The organism is Kitasatospora misakiensis, assembly GCF_042656005.1.
GTDB lineage: Bacteria > Actinomycetota > Actinomycetes > Streptomycetales > Streptomycetaceae > Kitasatospora > Kitasatospora misakiensis.
Window position 1 is genome coordinate 1 of sequence record NZ_JBHSOF010000039.1, and the last position, 19,352, is coordinate 19,352.

General features: G+C 70.4%; 21 protein-coding genes and 2 pseudogenes. 16 read left to right on the forward strand and 7 right to left on the reverse strand.

Translation table 11 applies throughout. The features are described from left to right. Nucleotides 1–128 precede the first annotated feature (128 nt). A complete protein-coding gene (locus ACFP3U_RS25630; protein WP_380228013.1) occupies nucleotides 129–770 on the reverse strand; it encodes a DUF2461 domain-containing protein in 642 nt (213 codons plus the stop codon). A gap of 72 nt (nucleotides 771–842) precedes the next feature. On the opposite strand from ACFP3U_RS25630, the gene ACFP3U_RS25635 reads away from it, so the two are divergent. After that, complete coding sequence (locus tag ACFP3U_RS25635) at nucleotides 843–1,181, forward strand: hypothetical protein (RefSeq protein ID WP_380228014.1); 339 nt, start codon at nucleotides 843–845, stop codon at nucleotides 1,179–1,181. A 76-nt stretch (nucleotides 1,182–1,257) separates the two neighbouring features. On the opposite strand, the gene ACFP3U_RS25640 is transcribed toward ACFP3U_RS25635, so the two are convergent. Next, entirely contained in the window at nucleotides 1,258–2,247 is a 990-nt protein-coding gene (locus ACFP3U_RS25640) for a COX15/CtaA family protein (RefSeq protein ID WP_380228015.1), read from the reverse strand. Nucleotides 2,248–2,644: 397 nt separating this feature from the next. Between ACFP3U_RS25640 and ACFP3U_RS25645 the strand changes: the two genes are divergently transcribed. Then, on the forward strand, nucleotides 2,645–3,388 hold the full coding sequence (locus ACFP3U_RS25645; RefSeq protein ID WP_380228016.1) for an LAETG motif-containing sortase-dependent surface protein: 744 nt from the start codon (nucleotides 2,645–2,647) through the stop codon (nucleotides 3,386–3,388). A gap of 81 nt (nucleotides 3,389–3,469) precedes the next feature. On the opposite strand, the gene ACFP3U_RS25650 is transcribed toward ACFP3U_RS25645, so the two are convergent. Both ACFP3U_RS25650 and ACFP3U_RS25655 read right to left on the reverse strand, forming a co-directional pair. Next, entirely contained in the window at nucleotides 3,470–4,189 is a 720-nt protein-coding gene (locus ACFP3U_RS25650; RefSeq protein ID WP_380228100.1) for an ABC transporter permease, read from the reverse strand. A gap of 41 nt (nucleotides 4,190–4,230) precedes the next feature. Next, nucleotides 4,231–5,157: an ABC transporter ATP-binding protein gene (locus ACFP3U_RS25655; RefSeq protein ID WP_380228017.1), complete on the reverse strand. Its 927-nt coding sequence runs from the start codon at nucleotides 5,155–5,157 to the stop codon at nucleotides 4,231–4,233. A 208-nt stretch (nucleotides 5,158–5,365) separates the two neighbouring features. Between ACFP3U_RS25655 and ACFP3U_RS25660 the strand changes: the two genes are divergently transcribed. The 8 genes from ACFP3U_RS25660 (at nucleotide 5,366) to ACFP3U_RS25695 (ending at nucleotide 12,174) form a co-directional block, all read left to right on the forward strand. Beyond that, complete coding sequence (locus ACFP3U_RS25660) at nucleotides 5,366–6,193, forward strand: helix-turn-helix transcriptional regulator (RefSeq protein WP_380228018.1); 828 nt, start codon at nucleotides 5,366–5,368, stop codon at nucleotides 6,191–6,193. A gap of 28 nt (nucleotides 6,194–6,221) precedes the next feature. Then, a complete protein-coding gene (gene sufB, locus ACFP3U_RS25665; protein ID WP_380228019.1) occupies nucleotides 6,222–7,637 on the forward strand; it encodes a Fe-S cluster assembly protein SufB in 1,416 nt (471 codons plus the stop codon). A 58-nt stretch (nucleotides 7,638–7,695) separates the two neighbouring features. After that, a complete protein-coding gene (sufD, locus tag ACFP3U_RS25670) occupies nucleotides 7,696–8,928 on the forward strand; it encodes a Fe-S cluster assembly protein SufD (RefSeq protein ID WP_380228020.1) in 1,233 nt (410 codons plus the stop codon). A 5-nt stretch (nucleotides 8,929–8,933) separates the two neighbouring features. Continuing rightward, nucleotides 8,934–9,251, forward strand: a complete 318-nt coding sequence (locus tag ACFP3U_RS25675; protein ID WP_030308000.1) for a non-heme iron oxygenase ferredoxin subunit — start codon at nucleotides 8,934–8,936, stop codon at nucleotides 9,249–9,251. Nucleotides 9,252–9,257: 6 nt separating this feature from the next. Further along, complete coding sequence (sufC, locus tag ACFP3U_RS25680; RefSeq protein ID WP_380228021.1) at nucleotides 9,258–10,022, forward strand: Fe-S cluster assembly ATPase SufC; 765 nt, start codon at nucleotides 9,258–9,260, stop codon at nucleotides 10,020–10,022. 23 nt (nucleotides 10,023–10,045) lie between these two features. After that, nucleotides 10,046–11,293 (forward strand): cysteine desulfurase, encoded by a 1,248-nt coding sequence (locus tag ACFP3U_RS25685; RefSeq protein ID WP_380228101.1) that lies wholly within the window; start codon nucleotides 10,046–10,048, stop codon nucleotides 11,291–11,293. A 17-nt stretch (nucleotides 11,294–11,310) separates the two neighbouring features. Then, nucleotides 11,311–11,778, forward strand: a complete 468-nt coding sequence (gene sufU, locus ACFP3U_RS25690) for a Fe-S cluster assembly sulfur transfer protein SufU (protein ID WP_380228022.1) — start codon at nucleotides 11,311–11,313, stop codon at nucleotides 11,776–11,778. 120 nt (nucleotides 11,779–11,898) lie between these two features. Continuing rightward, a complete protein-coding gene (locus ACFP3U_RS25695) occupies nucleotides 11,899–12,174 on the forward strand; it encodes a metal-sulfur cluster assembly factor (RefSeq protein WP_051770310.1) in 276 nt (91 codons plus the stop codon). A gap of 219 nt (nucleotides 12,175–12,393) precedes the next feature. On the opposite strand, the pseudogene ACFP3U_RS25700 reads toward ACFP3U_RS25695, so the two are convergent. Both ACFP3U_RS25700 and ACFP3U_RS25705 read right to left on the reverse strand, forming a co-directional pair. Next, nucleotides 12,394–12,555, reverse strand: a pseudogene (locus tag ACFP3U_RS25700) (SMI1/KNR4 family protein); the annotation flags it as partial. Nucleotides 12,556–12,645: 90 nt separating this feature from the next. Beyond that, nucleotides 12,646–13,959 carry a helix-turn-helix transcriptional regulator gene (locus ACFP3U_RS25705; protein WP_380228023.1) on the reverse strand — a complete coding sequence of 438 codons (1,314 nt, stop codon included), beginning with the start codon at nucleotides 13,957–13,959 and terminating at the stop codon, nucleotides 12,646–12,648. A gap of 155 nt (nucleotides 13,960–14,114) precedes the next feature. Between ACFP3U_RS25705 and ACFP3U_RS25710 the strand changes: the two genes are divergently transcribed. The 6 genes and pseudogenes from ACFP3U_RS25710 to ACFP3U_RS25735 all read left to right on the forward strand — a co-directional run. Continuing rightward, nucleotides 14,115–15,107 carry a Gfo/Idh/MocA family protein gene (locus tag ACFP3U_RS25710; RefSeq protein ID WP_380228024.1) on the forward strand — a complete coding sequence of 331 codons (993 nt, stop codon included), beginning with the start codon at nucleotides 14,115–14,117 and terminating at the stop codon, nucleotides 15,105–15,107. After that, the gene (locus ACFP3U_RS25715; protein WP_380228026.1) at nucleotides 15,104–16,357 is read left to right on the forward strand and encodes a DegT/DnrJ/EryC1/StrS family aminotransferase; all 1,254 of its coding nucleotides are present in this window, start codon (nucleotides 15,104–15,106) and stop codon (nucleotides 16,355–16,357) included. The genes ACFP3U_RS25710 and ACFP3U_RS25715 overlap by 4 nt, the downstream gene beginning before the upstream one ends. Further along, complete coding sequence (locus ACFP3U_RS25720; protein ID WP_380228027.1) at nucleotides 16,354–16,788, forward strand: NUDIX domain-containing protein; 435 nt, start codon at nucleotides 16,354–16,356, stop codon at nucleotides 16,786–16,788. Before ACFP3U_RS25715 ends, ACFP3U_RS25720 begins: the two co-directional genes overlap by 4 nt. 132 nt (nucleotides 16,789–16,920) lie before the next feature. Next, nucleotides 16,921–17,394, forward strand: a complete 474-nt coding sequence (locus ACFP3U_RS25725) for an NUDIX domain-containing protein (protein WP_380228028.1) — start codon at nucleotides 16,921–16,923, stop codon at nucleotides 17,392–17,394. A 248-nt stretch (nucleotides 17,395–17,642) separates the two neighbouring features. After that, a complete protein-coding gene (locus tag ACFP3U_RS25730) occupies nucleotides 17,643–18,464 on the forward strand; it encodes a class I SAM-dependent methyltransferase (RefSeq protein WP_380228029.1) in 822 nt (273 codons plus the stop codon). 59 nt (nucleotides 18,465–18,523) lie between these two features. Further along, nucleotides 18,524–18,628 (forward strand): annotated as a pseudogene (locus tag ACFP3U_RS25735) (NUDIX hydrolase); the annotation flags it as partial. Nucleotides 18,629–18,904: 276 nt separating this feature from the next. Here the strand turns inward: ACFP3U_RS25735 and ACFP3U_RS25740 are convergent. Next, complete coding sequence (locus ACFP3U_RS25740; RefSeq protein ID WP_380228030.1) at nucleotides 18,905–19,342, reverse strand: hypothetical protein; 438 nt, start codon at nucleotides 19,340–19,342, stop codon at nucleotides 18,905–18,907. Nucleotides 19,343–19,352 lie beyond the last annotated feature (10 nt).

Genomic DNA, 19,352 nt, shown 5'->3' on the forward strand with positions numbered 1-19,352 from the left:
CAGCTTGGTGAACCGCCGGATGCGTGGCCCGCATGTCCGGTGGTGTGGGAGGAGGAGGGCCGGGTGACCCGGCCCTCCTACCCGATTCGCCGGGGCCCTGACGGGGCTTCACCGGGGCTTTGTCGGCGCTAGCGGGCCGGCAGCTCGGAGGGGCCGACGTGACCGTCCAGCCAGTCCTTGAGCGGCTGCGAGGCGCGCAGGAAGCCGGTGATCCGCTCGTACGCGGCCCGGGTGCCCAGCCAGGGCCCGGGGGTCCACTCCTGCCAGGCGATCAGCCCCTTGTGGCGGAGCAGCTCGATCCGCGGGTGGTCCTTGGGGTAGCCGCGCGGGGCGGTCTTCAGGGAGTCCCGGCCGACCACCTCGGGGCCGGCCCGGCGGACCCTGGCGGCCACCCGCTCCAGCTCGGCGCCGGTGACGTCCTCGGCGACCGCGGCGCGGTACCGGTCCAGCTGGTCGGCGGCGAGCTGGTACAGCCCGTTGCCGCAGGCGAGGCCGTCGGCGGAGAGCTGGACGTAGCCGCCGGCGGTCAGATAGGCGCCGATGTGCGTCTTGTACGGGGACTTGTCGGCGCTGAACCGGACGTCGCGGTTGGGCCGGAAGATCTTGCCCGGTCCGAACTCGGGTTCCAGCTCGGCCAGCAGCCGCTCCATGGGCTCCCGTACGGCGTGCTCGTACTGGGCCTTGTGGGCCTGCCAGAAGGTCTTGGAGTTGTCGGCCTCGAGGTGCTCGTAGAAGTCGAGCGCCTCGGCCGGCCAGCCGTCGAAGGTCACCCCACCAGTATGTGGCCCGGGGCACAGGGCGCTCCCGTCGCCAGCTCTCCTACCGCTCGGTAGCATGCGGGCATGAGCAGCGCAGAGACCGCCACCCCCGCCGCGCCGGACGCCCGTGCCGAGCGCCGCGCCAAGCGCATCGCCAAGAACCTGACCGCCTTCGCCAAGGCGCACGGCGGCAGCGCCGACGGCGTCGTCGAGTACGTCGGTTCGGTCGCCACCCGGATCGTCGTGGTCGGTGCCGACGGCGCCTGGGGCGACCAGGTCGCGCCCAGCTACGCCGTGGGCCGCCGGGCCGCCGAGCTGGCCGGGGTCACCCTGCACGACGACTTCGAGGGCGAGCTGGCCTTGAAGGTGAAGACCGGCGCGTACGAGTGGAAGCGGATGGCGGGCATCCAGATCGGCGGCTGACACCCGCCCACCCCGCCCGAGTACGCCGAAGGGCCCCGATCGAGAAGATCGGGGCCCTTCTGGTGTGCGGTGTTCCTCAGACGGCCGCGGCCTGCGGGGCGCGGGCGGCGGGCGCCTCGGTGGGGGTGGGGGTGTCCTCGCGAGTGCGGAGGGCGAGGGGGATGCGCAGGGCGGCGATCCAGACCAGGGTGGCGCCCAGCATGTGGAGGCCGACCAGCAGCTCGGGGACGTCGGTGAAGTACTGGACGAAGCCGATCACGCCCTGCAGCAGCAGGCCGATCAGCAGCTCGCGGGAGCGGGCCCGGGCGGCCGGCGGGGCCTTGACGGCGGCGAACACGAAGATCACCGCGACGGCCAGGCCGATCGAGACGAAGGCCAGGTCGGCGTGGGCCTGGGCGAGGCGGTCGTAGTCCAGCGGGATGCGCGGGACCATCTTGTTGTCCTTGGGCGTCCCGGGGTGGTGGCCGGCGCCGGTGACCAGGGTGCCGGCGGCCACCAGCAGGCCGATCACACCGACCAGGACGTAGGAGAGCCGCTTGATGGGCTCGGCCACCAGCGGGCGGGCCGGGCCGTCGCCCTCCTTGCTCCGCTCCCACATCAGCGTGGCGACCCAGACCAGGGCCATCGCGGCGATCAGGTGCAGCGCCACGGTGTAGGGGTTGAGGCCGGTCAGCACGGTGATGCCGCCGAGCACGGCGTTGCTCATCACCAGCCAGAACTGCGCCCAGCCGAGCTTGGTCAGGCCGCGCCGCCGGGGGCGGTGGCAGCGGGCGGCGAGGATCGCCCAGCCGACGGCGGCGCTCAGGACGTAGGTGAGCATCCGGTTGGTGAACTCGACGACGCCGTGGAAGCCCATCTCGGCGGTCGGGGTGAGGCTCTCGTCGGTGCAGCGCGGCCAGGTGGTGCAGCCGAGGCCGGAGGCGGTGAGGCGGACGGCACCGCCGGTGACGACGATCACCACGCTCATCACCAGCGCGGCGAACGCGGCGCGCTTGACCACGGCGGCGGAGGGCTGCCAGCGCTCGGCGAGCAGGGAGAAGGGGGTGGTGGTAGGCACGGCGTCCATGGTATGCGGCCTTACAGCCGATCTTGGGGCGGGGCGGGGCGGGGCGGGTGCCGGTCGGGCGCGGGGCCTGCGCCGCGTTCGTCCGAGCCCGTCCGGGCGTGACCCGGTCTGCTCGTTGAGGCAACCCCTGGTGATCAAAAGTGATCACCGGGGGTGCAGTCTTTCGGCCACGCTGACGGCGTACATGCGAGTCGGCCGAGGCGGTGTCGCCCGAGCTCGCGGCGGTGACGGCCCGTCAATGCACATCGGGGGGCGGACGGAAAGACGGAATCCGGTCGTGCGGCGGGGTGTGGTGGGGGGAGGGGATGCCGGTAGAGTCCCCCGGACAGTCGTAGCGGGCCACCGCTGTTCCACTCAATGCGCCTGCTGCACAAGACCGTTCGGAGGGAACTACGAAATGGCGCGACAGCGGAGGCAGATAGGCATCGGCAGTGCGGCGATCGCGGGAACGGCGGCGGCTGCCGTCCTGCTGCCGGTGGCGCTGGCGACCAGTGCCTCGGCCCACGTCCCGACCTGGCAGGTCACCTGCGACAAGATCGTGATCGACCTGACCAACTACAGCGACGCGTCGGGCGTCAAGAACGCCGTCAGCCTGACCGTCGACGGTGAGAAGGTGCTGGACCAGAAGGAGTTCGGCAAGGCGTTCCACCAGGTCTTCCCGGTGAAGGCGCACCCCGCGCCGATCAAGGCCACGCTCGTGGTGACCACCACCGAGGACCCGAAGAACGCGGACTGGAACAAGACGGAGACGAAGACGATCGAGGTCTGCGCGACCCCGACGCCCACCCCGACTCCCACCCAGACCCCGACGCCGACGCAGACCCCGACCCCCACGCCGACCCCGACGCCCACCCCGACGGTGACGCCGACCCCGACGCCCACCGTCACCCCGACCCCCACGCCGACCCCGACCCGGACGGCGACGCCCACGCCGACGTCCAGCCCGAGCGTCACCCCGACGCCGAGCCGGACGCCCACGCCGGTCCCGACGGCCACCGCGACCCCGGTCGGCCCGGTGCTGGCCCAGACCGGTAGCAGCGACGCCACCCCGGTCATCGCGGCCGTCGGCGGTGGTGTCGTGCTCCTCGGCGGCGCGCTCGTCCTGCTCGCCCGCCGTCGTCGCGGCGGCAGCCAGGGCTGACGCCCCTCCCGTACCGCGAACGGCCCCCGGTACCGCCCCCAGCGAGCCGGGGGCCGTTGCCGTGCGGTGGTGGCGGCGGGGCTACTCCCAGCGGAAGAAGCGCGCGGCGGCGGCCAGACCGAGGACGGCCCAGCCGGCCAGGATGCCGAGGTCGGCCCAGGGGACGCCGGCGCCGGTCTGCAGCATCGAGCGCAGCCCGTCGGAGAGGGCGGCGATCGGGAGCAGCTCCAGGACGGACTGCACCGCGGCGGGGAACTTCGACAGCGGCACGATCACGCCGCCCGCCAGCAGCAGCAGGATGAAGACCAGGTTGGCCGCCGCCAGGGTCGCCTCGGCGCGAAGGGTGCCGGCCATCAGCAGGCCGAGCCCGGAGAAGGCGGCGGTGCCGAGCACCAGCAGGGCGATCACCGAGAGCGGATTGCCCTGCGGCGACCAGCCGAGGGCCAGCGCGATCACCGACAGCAGCGCCACCTGGAGCGCCTCGGTGACCAGCACGCAGCCGGTCTTGGCGGTGAGCAGCGCCCAGCGCGGCAGCGGGCTGGCGCCCAGCCGCTTGAGCACGCCGTAGCGGCGCTCGAAGCCGGTGGCGATGGCCTGCCCGGTGAACGCCGTCGACATCACCGCGAGCGCCAGCAGGCCCGGTGCGAGGAAGTCGACCCGCTTGCCGGGCCCCTCGACGGCGACGATGTCGACCGCCGAGAAGAGCACCAGCAGCACGGTCGGGATGACCACGGTGAGCAGCAGCTGCTCGCCGTTGCGCAGCAGCATCCTGGTCTCGAACGCGGTCTGCGCGAGCAGCATCCGGCCGACGGGCGCGGCACCGGGCCGGGGGGAGTACGTGGTCACGAGCGCAGGTCCCGTCCGGTCAGGTCGAGGAAGACGTCTTCGAGGCTGCGGCGCTGCACCGCGAGCCGCTCCGGGAGGATGCCGGAGGCCGCGCACCAGGCGGTGACGGTGGCGAGCAGCTGCGGGTCGACGGGCGCCTCGATGCGGTAGCCGCCGGGGGTCGGCTCGGCGGCGGTGGCGCCCTCGGGCAGCTCCTTGAGCAGGGTGGTGAGGTCGAGGCCGGGCGGGCCGTCGAAGCGCACGCTGGACTCGGCGCCGCCGCGGCACAGCTCCTCGGGGGTGCCCTCGGTGACCACCCGGCCGCGGTCGACGATGGCGACCCGGTCGGCGAGCTGCTCGGCCTCGTCCATGTGGTGGGTGGTGACGACCACCGTGACGCCGTCCCGGCGCAGGTCGCGGACCAGCTCCCAGGTGGCGCGGCGGGCCTGCGGGTCGAGGCCGGCGGTGGGCTCGTCCAGGAAGACCAGTTCGGGGCGGCCGACCACGGCCATCGCCAGGGCGAGCCGCTGCTGCTGGCCGCCGGAGAGCCGGCGGTAGGCGGTGCGGCCGCAGGAGCCGAGGCCGAGGCGTTCGACCAGCGCGTCGACGTCCAGCGGCTCGGCGTGCAGCTTGGCGGTGTGCCGGAGCATCTCGACGGCGCGGGCGCCCGCGTACACGCCGCCGGACTGGAGCATCACGCCGATCCGGGGGCGCAGCTCGGCGTTCTGCGCGACCGGGTCGAGGCCGAGGACGCGGACGGTGCCGGCGTCGGGGCGGCGGTAGCCCTCGCAGGTCTCGACGGTGGTGGTCTTGCCGGCGCCGTTGGGGCCGAGCACGGCGGTGACGGCGCCCCGGGCGATGGTCAGGTCGAGACCGTCGACCGCGGTCTTCTCGCCGTAGCGCTTGACCAGCCCGGTGATCTGGACCGCGGGTTCGGATTGCATACGGGTGAGTCTAAGAGGACCGAACAGCCCCGCCGCGCACGGGGAGTCCGGGGCCGGAGATGGCCGGATCGGGCCGCCGAGCGGGGCGTCCGATGATCAAAACCGCAGGTCAGGTAAGGCTAACCTGCGTGACAGATGCCACGGGTGAGGCCTGGATCACGGCTTGTCCTGCCGGAAGTAATTACGCAACACTGGTGTTGTGAAAAACATGCGCGAGCACTCCACGCACCAGGAGGCCGAGTCGGCCCCCGGCTGTGCCGTGCCCGCGACGGCGGCCGAGGTGCTGCTGGAGGGCCACCGGGCCACCCGGGACCGGGTCGCCCGGTCGATCCTGGACCACGGCCCCTCCTCCGCCGCCGACCTGGCGAGCCGGCTCGGCCTCACCGCCGCAGCCGTCCGCCGCCACCTGGACGGACTGGCCGCCGCCGGCCTGGTCGAGTCCCGCGAGCAGCGGGTCTACGGCAGTCGCGGCCGGGGCCGTCCGGCCAAGGTCTTCGCCCTGACCGACGGTGGTCGCGACGCCTTCTACCAGGCGTACGACCAGCTCGCCGCCGACGCCCTGCGCTGGATCTCCGACGCGGTCGGCGGCGGCAAGGCCGGTGAGGAGGCGGTCGCCGCCTTCGCCCGGGCCCGGTTCGGCCGGCAGGCAGAGCGGTACGGCGAGGCCCTGCGCACCGCCGGGGCGGACGGGCGCACCGAGGCGCTCGCCCAGGCGCTCAGCGCCGACGGGTACGCTGCCACGGTGCGACGGGTCCCGTCGGCCGCCGCGGCGCAGGCCCCGGCGGGCGCCCAGCTCTGCCAGCACCACTGCCCGGTCGCGCACATCGCCGAGCAGTTCCCGCAGCTCTGCGAGGCGGAGACCGAGGTCTTCTCCCGGCTGCTGGGCACCCATGTGCAACGGCTGGCCACCATCGCCCACGGCGACGGGGTCTGCACCACCTATGTGCCGGCACCCGGTGCCGCATCGTCGCCCGTCCTGCGGACCACCGCGGGCCGGGACACCGATGCCGCGCCGACTGCCGGTACGTCCACCTGATTCAGCGTCCGCGCGTTAGGAAGCTCGCATGACTGACACCGTTTCGCACCCCGAGCTCGAGGGCCTGGGCAACTACGAGTACGGCTGGGCCGACCCGGACGTCGCCGGCGCCGCGGCCAAGCGCGGGCTCAGCGAGGACGTGGTCCGCGACATCTCGGCGAAGAAGAACGAGTCCGAGTGGATGCTGAACCTGCGCCTCAAGGGTCTCAAGCTGTTCGGCAAGAAGCCCATGCCCACCTGGGGCTCGGACCTCTCCGGCATCGACTTCGACAACATCAAGTACTTCGTCCGCTCCACCGAGAAGCAGGCCGAGTCCTGGGAGGACCTGCCGGCGGACATCAAGGCGACGTACGACAAGCTCGGCATCCCGGAGGCGGAGAAGCAGCGTCTGGTCGCCGGTGTCGCCGCCCAGTACGAGTCCGAGGTCGTCTACCACCAGATCCGTGAGGACCTGGAGGAGCAGGGCGTCATCTTCCTGGACACCGACACCGCGCTGCGCGAGCACCCGGAGCTGTTCCAGGAGTACTTCGGCACCGTCATCCCGGTCGGCGACAACAAGTTCGCCGCGCTGAACACGGCCGTCTGGTCCGGCGGGTCCTTCATCTACGTGCCGAAGGGTGTCCACGTCGACATCCCGCTCCAGGCCTACTTCCGGATCAACACCGAGAACATGGGCCAGTTCGAGCGGACGCTGATCATCGTCGACGAGGACGCCTACGTCCACTACGTCGAGGGCTGCACCGCCCCGATCTACTCCTCCGACTCGCTGCACTCCGCGGTCGTGGAGATCATCGTCAAGAAGGGCGGCCGCTGCCGCTACACGACCATCCAGAACTGGTCGAACAACGTCTACAACCTGGTCACCAAGCGCGCCGTGGCGTACGAGGGCGCGACCATGGAGTGGGTCGACGGCAACATCGGCTCCAAGGTCACCATGAAGTACCCGGCCGTCTACCTGATGGGCGAGCACGCCAAGGGCGAGACCCTGTCGATCGCCTTCGCCGGTGAGGGCCAGCACCAGGACGCCGGGGCCAAGATGGTCCACATGGCGCCGAACACCTCCTCCAACATCGTCTCCAAGTCGGTGGCGCGGGGCGGCGGCCGGACCTCCTACCGCGGCCTGATCGAGATCGGCGAGGGCTCCAAGGGCGCCAAGTCCAACGTGCTCTGCGACGCGCTGCTGGTCGACACCATCTCCCGCTCGGACACCTACCCCTACGTGGACGTCCGCGAGGACGACGTGTCCATGGGCCACGAGGCCACCGTCTCCAAGGTCAGCGAGGACCAGCTCTTCTACCTGATGAGCCGCGGCATGACCGAGTTCGAGGCCATGGCCATGATCGTCCGCGGCTTCGTCGAGCCGATCGCGCGCGAGCTGCCGATGGAGTACGCGCTGGAGCTGAACCGGCTGATCGAGCTGCAGATGGAGGGCTCCGTCGGCTGACCGCCGGCCGCCCGCCGTCCATCGACCATTTTTGAGGAAGAGAGCACAACGAACAGCCATGGCTGACGTCCAGAACAACTCCGGCTCCACCACCGCCGGTTCGATCGAGGTCGGTACGGCCGGCGCCGGCGCCCAGCTCGCCGGCCCCGGCACCGGCCGGGACAGTGTCCGGCAGCCGATCGACGCGCGCGTCGCGGTCGCGCCGTCCTTCGACGTCGCGGACTTCCCGGTGCCCACCGGCCGCGAGGAGGACTGGCGGTTCACCCCGCTGCACCGCCTCGGCGGCCTGCACGACGGCACCGCCGCCTCCGCCGAGAAGGGCGAGGACAAGGTCGAGCTGAGCCTGCCCGAGGGCGTGACCGCCGAGACCGTCGGCCGTGACGACGCCCGCCTCGGCAAGGCCGGCAAGCCGGTCGACCGGGTCGCCGCGCAGGCGTTCAGCGCCTTCGAGCAGGCGCTCGTGGTCACCGTCCCCCAGGACGCGGTGCTCACCGAGCCGGTGAAGATCGACGTGCACGGCGAGGGCGGCACCCGCTTCGCGCACGTGGTCGTCGACGTCAAGCCGTTCGCCGAGGCCGTCGTGGTGATCAACCACACCGGCACCGGCACCCGGGCCGCCAACGTCGAGCTGCTGGTGGGCGACGGCGCCAAGCTCACCTTCGTCTCGGTCCAGGACTGGGACCGCGACGCGGTGCACGCCGCCCAGCAGACCGCGCTGGTCGGCCGGGACGCCTCGCTGAAGTCCGTCGTCGTCACCTTCGGCGGCGACGTGGTCCGGATCCACCCGCGGGTCAACTACGCCGCGCCCGGTGGCGAGGCCGAGCTGTTCGGCCTCTACTTCGCCGATGCCGGCCAGCACCTGGAGCACCGTCTGGTCATCGACCACGACACCCCGCACTGCCGCTCCAACGTGGTCTACAAGGGCGCGCTGCAGGGCCAGGACGCGCACGCCGTCTGGGTCGGCGACGTGCTGATCCGCGCCGCCGCCGAGGGCACCGACACCTACGAGCACAACCGCAACCTGGTGCTCACCGACGGCGCCCGGGTCGACTCGATCCCGAACCTGGAGATCGAGACCGGCGAGATCGTCGGCGCCGGCCACGCCTCCGCCACCGGCCGCTTCGACGACGAGCAGCTCTTCTACCTGCAGGCCCGCGGCATCCCGGCCGACGAGGCCCGCCGCCTGGTGGTGCGCGGCTTCTTCGCCGAGCTGGTCCAGCAGATCGGTGTCGCCGAGATCCAGGACCACCTCATGGAGAAGATCGAGGCCGAGCTGGAAGCGGCGGTCTGACACCCATGAGCTTCCTTCGCGCCTGCGCGCTGAGCGAACTGGCTGAGGACGTGCCCAAGCGCGTCGACCTCAACGGCGTACCGGTCGCCGTCGTCCGCACCGACGAGGGGGTGTTCGCGATCAACGACATCTGCTCGCACGCGAACGTCTCGCTCTCCGAGGGCGAGGTCGAGGACTGCATGATCGAGTGCTGGCTGCACGGCTCCAGCTTCGACCTGCGCAGCGGCAAGCCCTCCGGCCTGCCCGCCACCCGTCCGGTCGCTGTCTACCCCGTAAAGATCGAAGGGGACGATGTGCTCGTCTCCGTCAACCAGGAGTCCTGAGTACACATGGCTACCCTTGAAATCCGCGACCTGCACGTCTCCGTCGAGGCCGAGAACGGTCCCCGGGAGATCCTGAAGGGCGTCGACCTGACCGTGAAGCAGGGCGAGACCCACGCCATCATGGGTCCGAACGGCTCCGGCAAGTCCACCCTGGCCTACTCCCTGGCCGGCCACCCCAAGTACACCGTCACCGGCGGCTCGGTGCTGCTGGACGGCGAGGACGTCCTGGAGATGTCCGTCGACGAGCGCGCCAAGGCCGGCGTCTTCCTGGCCATGCAGTACCCGGTCGAGGTCCCCGGCGTCTCGGTCTCCAACTTCCTGCGCACCGCCGCCACCGCCGTCCGCGGCGAGGCCCCCAAGCTGCGGCTCTGGGTCAAGGAGGTCAAGGAGGCGATGGCCGCCCTGCAGATGGACCCGGCCTTCGCCGAGCGCAACGTCAACGAGGGCTTCTCCGGCGGTGAGAAGAAGCGCCACGAGATCCTCCAGCTGGAGCTGCTCAAGCCGAAGATCGCGATCCTCGACGAGACCGACTCCGGCCTGGACGTCGACGCGCTGCGGGTCGTCTCCGAGGGCATCAACCGGGTGCGCTCGACCGGCGAGGTCGGCACCCTGCTGGTCACCCACTACACCCGCATCCTGCGGTACATCAAGCCCGACCAGGTCCACGTCTTCGCGGGCGGCCGCATCGTCGAGTCCGGCGGTGCCGAGCTGGCCGACAAGCTGGAGGCGGAGGGCTACGAGTCCTACGTGAAGGGTGGCGCGTCCGAGTGACCCCAACGCACGAGTCGGCGGTCCTGTCGGGCCTGCTCGACACCGACGCGATCCGCAAGGACTTCCCGGTCCTGCAGCGTCTGCTGCACGACGGGAAGCCGCTGGTGTACCTGGACAACGCGGCCACCTCGCAGAAGCCGCGCCAGGTGCTGGAGGCGCTCAACGCCTACTACGAGCGGCACAACGCCAACGTCCACCGCGGCGTGCACGTGCTCGCCGAGGAGGCCACGGCGCTGTACGAGGGCGCCCGTGACAAGGTCGCGGCGTTCGTCAACGCGCCGAGCCGCAACGAGGTGATCTTCACCAAGAACGCCTCGGAGTCGCTCAACCTGGTCGCCAACATGCTGACCTGGGCGGACGAGCCCTACCGGGTGGACGCCGAGTCCGAGATCGTCATCACGGAGATGGAGCACCACTCCAACATCGTGCCGTGGCAGCTGCTCTCGCAGCGCACCGGCGCGAAGCTGAAGTGGTTCGGGCTGACCGACGAGGGCCGGCTCGACCTGTCCAACATCGACGAGCTGATCACCGAGAAGACCAAGGTGGTCTCGTTCACCCTGGTCTCCAACCTGATGGGCACCGTCAACCCGGTCGAGGCCATCGTGCGCAGGGCCCAGGCCGTCGGCGCGCTGGTCGTGATCGACGCCTCGCAGGCCGCCCCGCACATGGTGCTGGACGTCCAGGCGCTGGAGGCCGACTTCGTCGCCTTCACCGGCCACAAGATGCTGGCGCCGACCGGCATCGGCGTGCTCTGGGGCCGCCAGGAGCTGCTGGAGGACCTCCCGCCGTTCCTCGGCGGCGGCGAGATGATCGAGACCGTCACCATGGGCTCGTCCACCTACGCCCCGGCGCCGCACAAGTTCGAGGCCGGCACCCCGCCGATCGCCCAGGCGGTCGGGCTGGGCGCGGCCGTCGACTACCTGTCGGCCATCGGCATGGAGCGGATCGCCGCCCACGAGCACGCCATCACCGCGTACGCGATCGAGCGGCTGCTGGAGGTCCCGGACCTGCGGATCATCGGCCCGCGCACGGCCGTCGACCGCGGCGCCGCGATCTCGTTCACGCTGGGCGACATCCACCCGCACGACGTGGGCCAGGTGCTGGACGAGCAGGGCATCGCCGTGCGCGTCGGCCACCACTGCGCGCGGCCGGTCTGCCTGCGGTACGGAATTCCGGCGACCACGCGGGCGTCGTTCTACCTGTACTCGACGCCGGGCGAGGTCGACGCGCTCATCGACGGCCTGCACCACGTCCGGAACTTCTTCGGCTGAGGACGGGGCACAGGACCATGAAGCTCGACTCGATGTACCAGGACATCATCCTGGACCACTACCGCAACCCGCACGGCAAGGGGCTGCGCGACGGGGACGCCGAGGTGCACCACGTCAACCCGACGTGTGGCGACGAGATCACCCTGCGCGTGAAGCTCGACGGCTCGACCGTCGTGGACGTCTCGTACGAGTCCCAGGGCTGTTCGATCAGCCAGGCCAGCGCCTCGGTCATGAACGACCTGGTGGTCGGCCGGACCGTGGGCGAGGCGCAGGCGGTCCAGGAGGCCTTCCTGGAGCTGATGCAGAGCAAGGGCCAGGGCGAGGGCGACGAGGAGGTGCTGGAGGACGCGGTCGCGTTCGCCGGCGTCTCCAAGTACCCGGCCCGGGTCAAGTGCGCCCTGCTCGGCTGGATGGCCTGGAAGGACGCCACCGCCAAGGCCCTCGCCGAACACCCCGCCGTCGAACACCCCGCTGTCACCGACTGATACCGCAGAGGAGGACAAACCATGAGTGACGAGACCCCCTCCACTGCGGAGGAGGCCCCCGTGGGCATCGTCGGCACCAGTGCCGGCACCGTCTCCGTCGAGGACCTGACCGAGGCCCTGATGGACGTCGTCGACCCCGAACTGGGCATCGACGTCGTCAACCTCGGACTGATCTACGGCGTCCACATCGACGACGCCGACGTCGCCACCATCGACATGACGCTCACCTCGGCGGCCTGCCCGCTGACCGACGTCATCGAGGACCAGGCCAAGACCGCCACCGACGGGCTGGTCAAGGACCTGCGGATCAACTGGGTCTGGATGCCCCCGTGGGGCCCCGACAAGATCACCGACGACGGCCGCGACCAGCTCCGGGCGCTGGGCTTCAACGTCTGAGGTCGTTCGTCGATCGTCAACCCGCTGCCGCGCGAACCGAGGGGTTTGCGCGGCAGCGGCGTTTCCGCGCGTGATCTGCTTCGTTGAGCAGGTTCACCGCCGTTCCCCACCGTCCACCCCCCACCCGCCTGCCGGCGGGTGCCCACCCCGGGCCTGGCCGCGTGCCGACCGGCCGGGCGGCACGCGGCGCTGGCTTTTTTCACCGGAACAGGAGCTGGCTCAACTTCCGTGACGCGGCCAGGCTGAGTAAACGGGCCGCTGCCGAATCGGGTGGGCTGGGAGCTGGGGTGAGGTGAGCTCCAGGGCCCGGTTGTCCTGTCCGGCAGCCATGTGATCGAGCCATCGTTCGTACCAGGCGAGAAAGTCCGGTACTGAGGAGACGTATCACGCCATTTGACGCAACGTCAGGCTTTTGGGGTGCGCGCGCAGCTGCTGGCAGGCGGCACCACGGGCCTTCCCCCGCTGGTGTGCTCAGCTGACCTTCAACCGCTCCAAGAACTCCGGGACGCCGTCGACCTGGCGGTAGGGCTTGAAGGCCGGTGCGAGTTCCCGGATCAGGGCGACGCACCGTGGGGCGCCAATGCGGGTGGCCAGGTCGAGCGACTCGCTGGTGACGGCAAGCGCTTGCTCGATGTCGTTGGCCTGGAGGTGGCCCATGGCCTGATAGGTCAGGAAGATGCCGCGTGTCTTGTCCCTGGCGCGGGGCAGCAGGGTCAAGCCCTCGGAGATCCGGGCATGGGCCTCGTCGGTTCGGCCGAGGTCGAGGAGGCACTGGCCGGAGTCCACGGCGAGGTCGGCCGGGCTCATCCATGCGCACCAGCCGGGTGCGGGGTCGGCGGCTTCGACGACGAGGGCCGATTCGGCTTCGGACAGATCGCGGTAGCAGGCGGAGCGGTCGCCGAGCGCGGCGTGGGCTCTGGCCCGGCGGAGGAACAGCAGAGATCGGGCGGTGGGGTGCTCGATGCCGGACAGCGCGTATCCGAGCTGGTCCACAGAGACCTTCGGCTCTCCGAGCCAGTTCGATTGATAGGCGAAGTCAGCGAGCACTCCCGCGCCGTGGTCGCGGTCACCGGCGGCGTGCGCGGACTGTAGGGCCGCACCCCACAGCTTCCCGGCCGCCCAGTGCCTGCCCTGGTCGAAGCGGTGCCATCCGCAGGTGGTGGCGAGCGAAGCCGCCAGCAGGTGCAGCCTACGGCCGGTGTGTTCGCTGTAGCGGCCGTCCTCGATCAGGTCGGTCACCGCGCCGAGTTGAGCGTCCATCAATCGGATCGTGTGCTGGCGTTGCTCGGTGGGCAGGGCCGTCAGCTTTGAGCTGGTGTCCTCCAGCCAGTCCACGAGCTCGGCGTCCACCCGCTTGCCCCCGAGGGCCGAGGTGAGACGCTCGGGTTCGATCGTGGCCCACTGGGCGGCGAGGCCGGCCAGCGAGATGGCGCTGTAGGTCATGAAGCTGCGTCGGTCCATGGAGGCTCTCTGTGCATCGTGGAGGGCTTGAACGGTGTAGGCGGACCCCAGCGGCAGTGGTTCGTCGCGTCCGGGCAGCCAGTAGGGCCAGCCGTACGCCTCCATCTCCGAGACCTTGACGCCGAAGGCTTCGGCGATCAGGAGCTGGGAGTCGAGGTTCGGCGTCTTGCGCCAGTTCTCCCACCTGCTGACGGCCGCCTTGTCGGCGCCGGAGAGGAGCCCGTGGCGGCGGGCGGCCCGGTCGAGGCGGGCGACAAGGTCGCCCTGTGACCAGCCGCGCAGTACGCGTGCGTAGGCGAGGGGGTGCCGGATCGGGTCGTCCACGGGCCAATCCCATCATCGACAGTGACCGTGAGCCTACTGCCGGCGAAGGCGGGACAACCCCGGGACTACAGACAATGCCTGTTCGGCGGCAGGTAGTTGGGCTGTACTCGACGCACACCGAAGAACTTCCTTCGTGAAGCGGAAGGAGTCTGCCCATGAAGCGACGTGCTGCGGTCATCGGTCTCGGCCACCAGGCGTGTGAGGACCACCTGCCCGGCCTGCTCGGCTCCGGCAGGGCCGAACTGGTCGCGATCTGCGACAGCAATCCCGACATCCTGCGTGAGCGTCAGAAGTCCCTCCAGGTACCTGCCTTTACCCGGGCCGCCGACCTGCTGGACACCGTCCGTCCGGACTTCGTGATCATCGCCGTCCCGCACCACGCGGGCCGGGCCGTGATCGAAGAGTGCTCCTCCCGGGGTGTGCACGTCCTCAAGGAGAAGCCGTTCGCCACCTCGCTCGCCGAGGCCCGTGAACTCGCCACAATCTGCCAGGCCGGGCGGGTGGAGCTGATGGTCGCCCTCCAGCGGCGGTTCAACCCGATCTACACCAGCGTGGTGCAGTTCCTCGACCAGATCGGCACCCCGTTCCTCATCGACGGCCAGTACACCTTCCACACCGACGACCCCGGCGCCGGTTGGCGCGGGGACGTCAAGCAGGCTGGTGGCGGCTGCATCATCGACATGGGCTACCACCTCATCGACCTGCTGCTGTGGTACTTCGGCCTACCCAGCCGCGTCATCGCCGACTTCTCGGCCACAGCCCTGCCCGAGGCCGGCTACGACGCGGAGGACACCGCCGTCATCCAGCTCGGCTACGAATCCGACCTCTATGGTTCTGTCCTTCTCTCACGCTGGGCGGCTCCGAAGACCGAGAAGCTGCACGTCGTCGGCACCCGCGGCTCGGTGCTGCTGACCAAGGGCCACCTCCAGCGGCTCGACCTCAACGGCACCGTCGTGGTGGAGCTCGCCCGGCCGCACGCGCCCGCCAGCGCATCGACCGCCCAGATCGACTACTTCTGCCGGATCTTGAACGGCGAACGCCCCAACACCTCCGGCCCCGAACAGCACCTCGCCCACGCCGCCTTCATCGCCTCCTGCTACGAGTCCAAGGCAGCCGGGCGCTACATCGACCCGAAGGAGATGCTGTGACCTCAACCCTCGCCCTCCTCGGCGGCCGGCCCGAAGTGACCGCCGTCGGCCCGCACTTCGAGTGGCCGCCGATCGACGACACTACCCGGGCCAAGGTGGCCGCCCAGCTGGACGCGGCCGTCTCCATCCCCGGCCGGTCCGGCATCGTCGCCGACCTGGAGGACGGCCTGCAGGAGTACTTCGGTGTCCGACACGCGGTCACCACCAGCTCCGGCACCGCCGCCCTGCACGCCACCTACTGGGCCGCGAGGATCAGGCCCGGCGATGAGGTCATCGTCCCGGCCTGGACCTTCCACGCCACCGCCTCCCCGTTGTTCCACCTCCGTGCCGTGCCGGTGCTGTGCGAGACCAGGCCGGACGGCAACATCGACCCGAACCGGGTCGAGGAGCTGATCACCCCGCGCACCCGCGCGATCATGGTCACCCACCTGTGGGGCAAGCCCGCCGACATGACCGACCTCGTGGCTGTGGCGAACGCCCACGACCTGGTGGTGCTGGAGGACGGTTCCCACGCCCACGGAGCCGGCATCGCGGGCCAGAAGGTCGGCACGTTCGGCCTCGCCTCGGCGTTCTCCCTCAACGGGCCCAAGCCGCTGTCCGGCGGTGAGGGCGGGTTCGTCCTCACGGACGACGACGACACCTACCACCGGGTCATCACGCTCGCGCACTACAACAAGCGGGCCAGGACCGAGATCCCGGAAGGCCATCCGCTCGCGCGGTACGCGGTCACCGGAGCCGGCCTCAAGCTCCGTATCCACCCGCTCGCCGCCGCGATCGCCTATGACCAGCTCGCTCGCCTGGACGGCTACCTCGCCGGCCGGGCGGAGATCGCGCGCTACCTGACCGGACAGCTGGCCCGGATACCGGGCCTGGAGGTCACCGAGATGCCCCAAGGGGTGGTTCCGTCCTGGTACGGGTTGACGCTCACCTACAAGCCGGGTGAGCTCGGCGGCCTGCCGATCGAGAAGTTCCACCAGGCGCTGGTCGCCGAGGGCGCCACCGAGTTCGACCGGCCCGGCTCCACATGTCCGATGAACCAGCTGCCGCTGTACCAGCATCCGACGATGCTGTTCCCCGGCCACCCGCACTCCCACCGCCGGTACGAGCCGGGCGATTTCCCGGTCGCCGAACACGCTCATGCCCACATGATCAAGCTCCCGGTCTGGCATCGTGAGCAGGATCTGGAGCTGGCCGAGCGGTACGCCCGCGCGGCCATGAAGATCAGCGAACATCACAAGGAGCTGCTGTGACCGTCACCTCCCCCGAGTTCGTGGCCGGCCTGGCGGCCGACGCCGAGGCCGCCGGCATCACCGGCTTCGTCGCCGCCGCCGTGATCAACCACGACGGGCGGGTCCTGCTCGTGCGCCGCAACCCCGACGACTACATGGGCGGCCTGTGGGAGATCCCTTCCGGGACGGTCGAGGCCGGGGAGACCATCCTGGACGCCCTGCGCCGCGAGACCAACGAGGAGACCGGCCTGACCATCGACCAGGTCACCGGCTACGTCGGGCACTTCGACTACGAGAACAGCCGCGGCGGCACCACCCGTCAGTTCAACTTCACCGTCACCGTGGCGAAGACCGAGCCGATCGTCCTGACCGAGCACGACGCCCACCAGTGGGCAGTCCCCAGTGAGCTGCCCGAGGTCAGCGATGCAGTCCGAGGCCTGATCACCTCCTGAGTCGGAGCCGTCGGGCTCTGCTGAGCGGCCCGCTCCTCGAAGCCGTCGAGGAGCGGGCCGCTACACCTCCGGAGCCGGCGGTGGCGGCTCCGGTTCGTCGCGTGACGCGGCGGGACGCCTACAGTCGTCGCCATGAGCGACTCCCAGTTCCATGAGGTGGTGGCCCAGCCCCGTACGGCCGCCGGCGTGCTCTTCTTCGACGAGGAGGACCGCGTCCTCCTCGTGAAGCCGACCTACAAGCCCGGTTGGGAGATCCCCGGCGGCTACCTGCACGCCGGCGAGACGCCGCGCGAGGGCGCGGCCCGGGAGGTCATGGAGGAGCTCGGCATCACCCCGTCGATCGGCCGTCTGCTCGTCGCGGACTGGGCGCCGCACCCCGCCGAGGGTGACAAGCTCCTCTTCGTCTTCGATGGCGGTGTCCTCCCGGTCGGCGAACTCGACCGCATCACCGTCGACCATGTGGAGATCGGCGAGTACGCCTTCCGCACCACCGACCAGCTCGACGCACTCCTCTTCCCACGCCTCTCTCGCCGCGTCCGCGCCGCTTACGTCGCCAAGGCGCGGTCCGAGACCGTCTACCTGGAACACGGAGCGACCCGCCCGTAGGGCCACGCCTCGCAGTGTCTACACGAATCCTCCCCCGCGGACGCGCCGGTACCGTGGCCGGAGATGTACGAGCTGGTGGGGGTGTGGAAGTTCGGCGAAGTGGCGTCGAGATCGGCACCGATGCCTGGAAGCCCTGGAGGTCTTGCCGAGCCCGCCTACGCAGGCTCCCCGATTGTCGTGAGTCTCCGTGAGAATGTCGGAGAAGCTTGCTCTTGACCCGCACTCACGAAGCCCCCGGAGCTGCCTCAGTGACGAGCAACACCGCACAGCAGGACGCCGCCGTCGCCGACAAGTCCATCCTCGCGAACAGCGCCTACGCTGACGGACGCCACCTCGCCGCCCGACAGTCCATCTACCGGTGGCAGCAGCCGCAGTACGACCTGCCCGGGATCGTCGTCGAAGAGCTGGCCGCCACGAGCGGGATCGTCCTCGACGTCGGCTGCGGCAACGGCAAGTTCGTCAGCCGCCTGCACAAGGACCGCCCAGACCTTCAGGCCGTCGGAATGGACATCTCGGCGGGCATCCTCGCCGACGTCGAAAAGCCGGTCCTGGTGTCCGACGCCCAAGCCCTGCCCTTCGCCGACAACAGCGTCGACGCCGTGCTGGCCCTGCACATGCTGTACCACGTCGGCGACATCGTGGCCACGATCAAGGAACTGGCCCGAATCCTCCGGCCTGGTGGCGTCCTCATCGCGTCCACCAACAGCGACATCGACAAACGGGAACTGGACCAGCTCTGGAGCAAGGCTGCAGGAGACGTCCTCGGGATTCCCGAGGGCGGCCCGGCGCGGGTCTCCCTCAGCTCCCGCTTCTCCCTGGAGAAGGCCTGTGGCTATCTCGGGACGGCGTTCAAGGACATTCGGGTGAGGGAACTGCCCGGAACCATCGAGATCACCGACCCAGCGCCGATCGCTGCCCACCTCGCCTCCTACGAGGCATGGGCCGACGAATGCGGCGTCCCCTTCCGCGAGACCGTAAGCCGCGCAGCCGAGGTCGCTGCCGGTGCGATCGCGAGCAATGGGTCATTCAAGATCACATGCCTGGGCGGAATTCTGATGTGCCGCTTGTGAAGGCGCCCTCTCTGGCGACGGCCGTACCCCCTTCGCTAGTTCCGTCAGCCAATCTGCACACGGACGAGCTGGACCAGCTCGCGTGGGTGGCCCTCGCCGAGATCCCCGAGTACGTGCCGTACGGACTCTTCGAGCCGGCGCAGGCGTACTTGGACATCGCGCTCACTGCCGGACCCGCTGGCTCTACGGGCGGCCACCCATTGGGGCCGCCCGTAGAGGCATCGATCACATCGGTGGCGCCGCCGTAGCCGTTTGATTTCGAGATCGGCATCGGGAGGTGGAAGCCCTGGCCGCGCGGCGTGCGGCCAGGCCTGGGGCGGGCACCCGCCGGAAGGCGGCTGGGGGGTGGACGGTGGGGAACGGCGGTGGAACTGCTCAACGAAGCGGAGGCATCAGACGATGCCGTTGGCGCAGTCAGGAAGCACGCAGGAGCCGAAGGGTCAGCGTGACCGGGGGAAGGCGGCGCGCAGTGCGGAGCCCCGGGTGATGAACGCGACGCGGATCACGGGCAGCACGCAGACGGCCTGCATCACGGCGTACCACGGCGGGCAGACACCCGGGATCAGGTCGACGCCGACGATCGCGATCGGCATGACGACGGCGAGGGTGCTCACGCGCTCGAAGGCCCGTCGAGATCCCCGGGAAGCGGAGACGGTCAGCCGGTGGAGCAGCACGGCGACCACCGGCAGCAGGGCTGCCCGGACCCACATGAACGTGTTCACCGCATGACCGCTGCTCGACACCACGACGACCGCCAGGAGGGCGACGGCGCCGAGTGCGCCGTAGACCTTGACGCTGCTCTTCGCCGTGTCGAAGGCTTCCAGGGTGCGGGGGCTGCTGAGGAGTGCCGCCTCAGTCGCGAGCTTGTTGCTTTCCATACTCACCGAC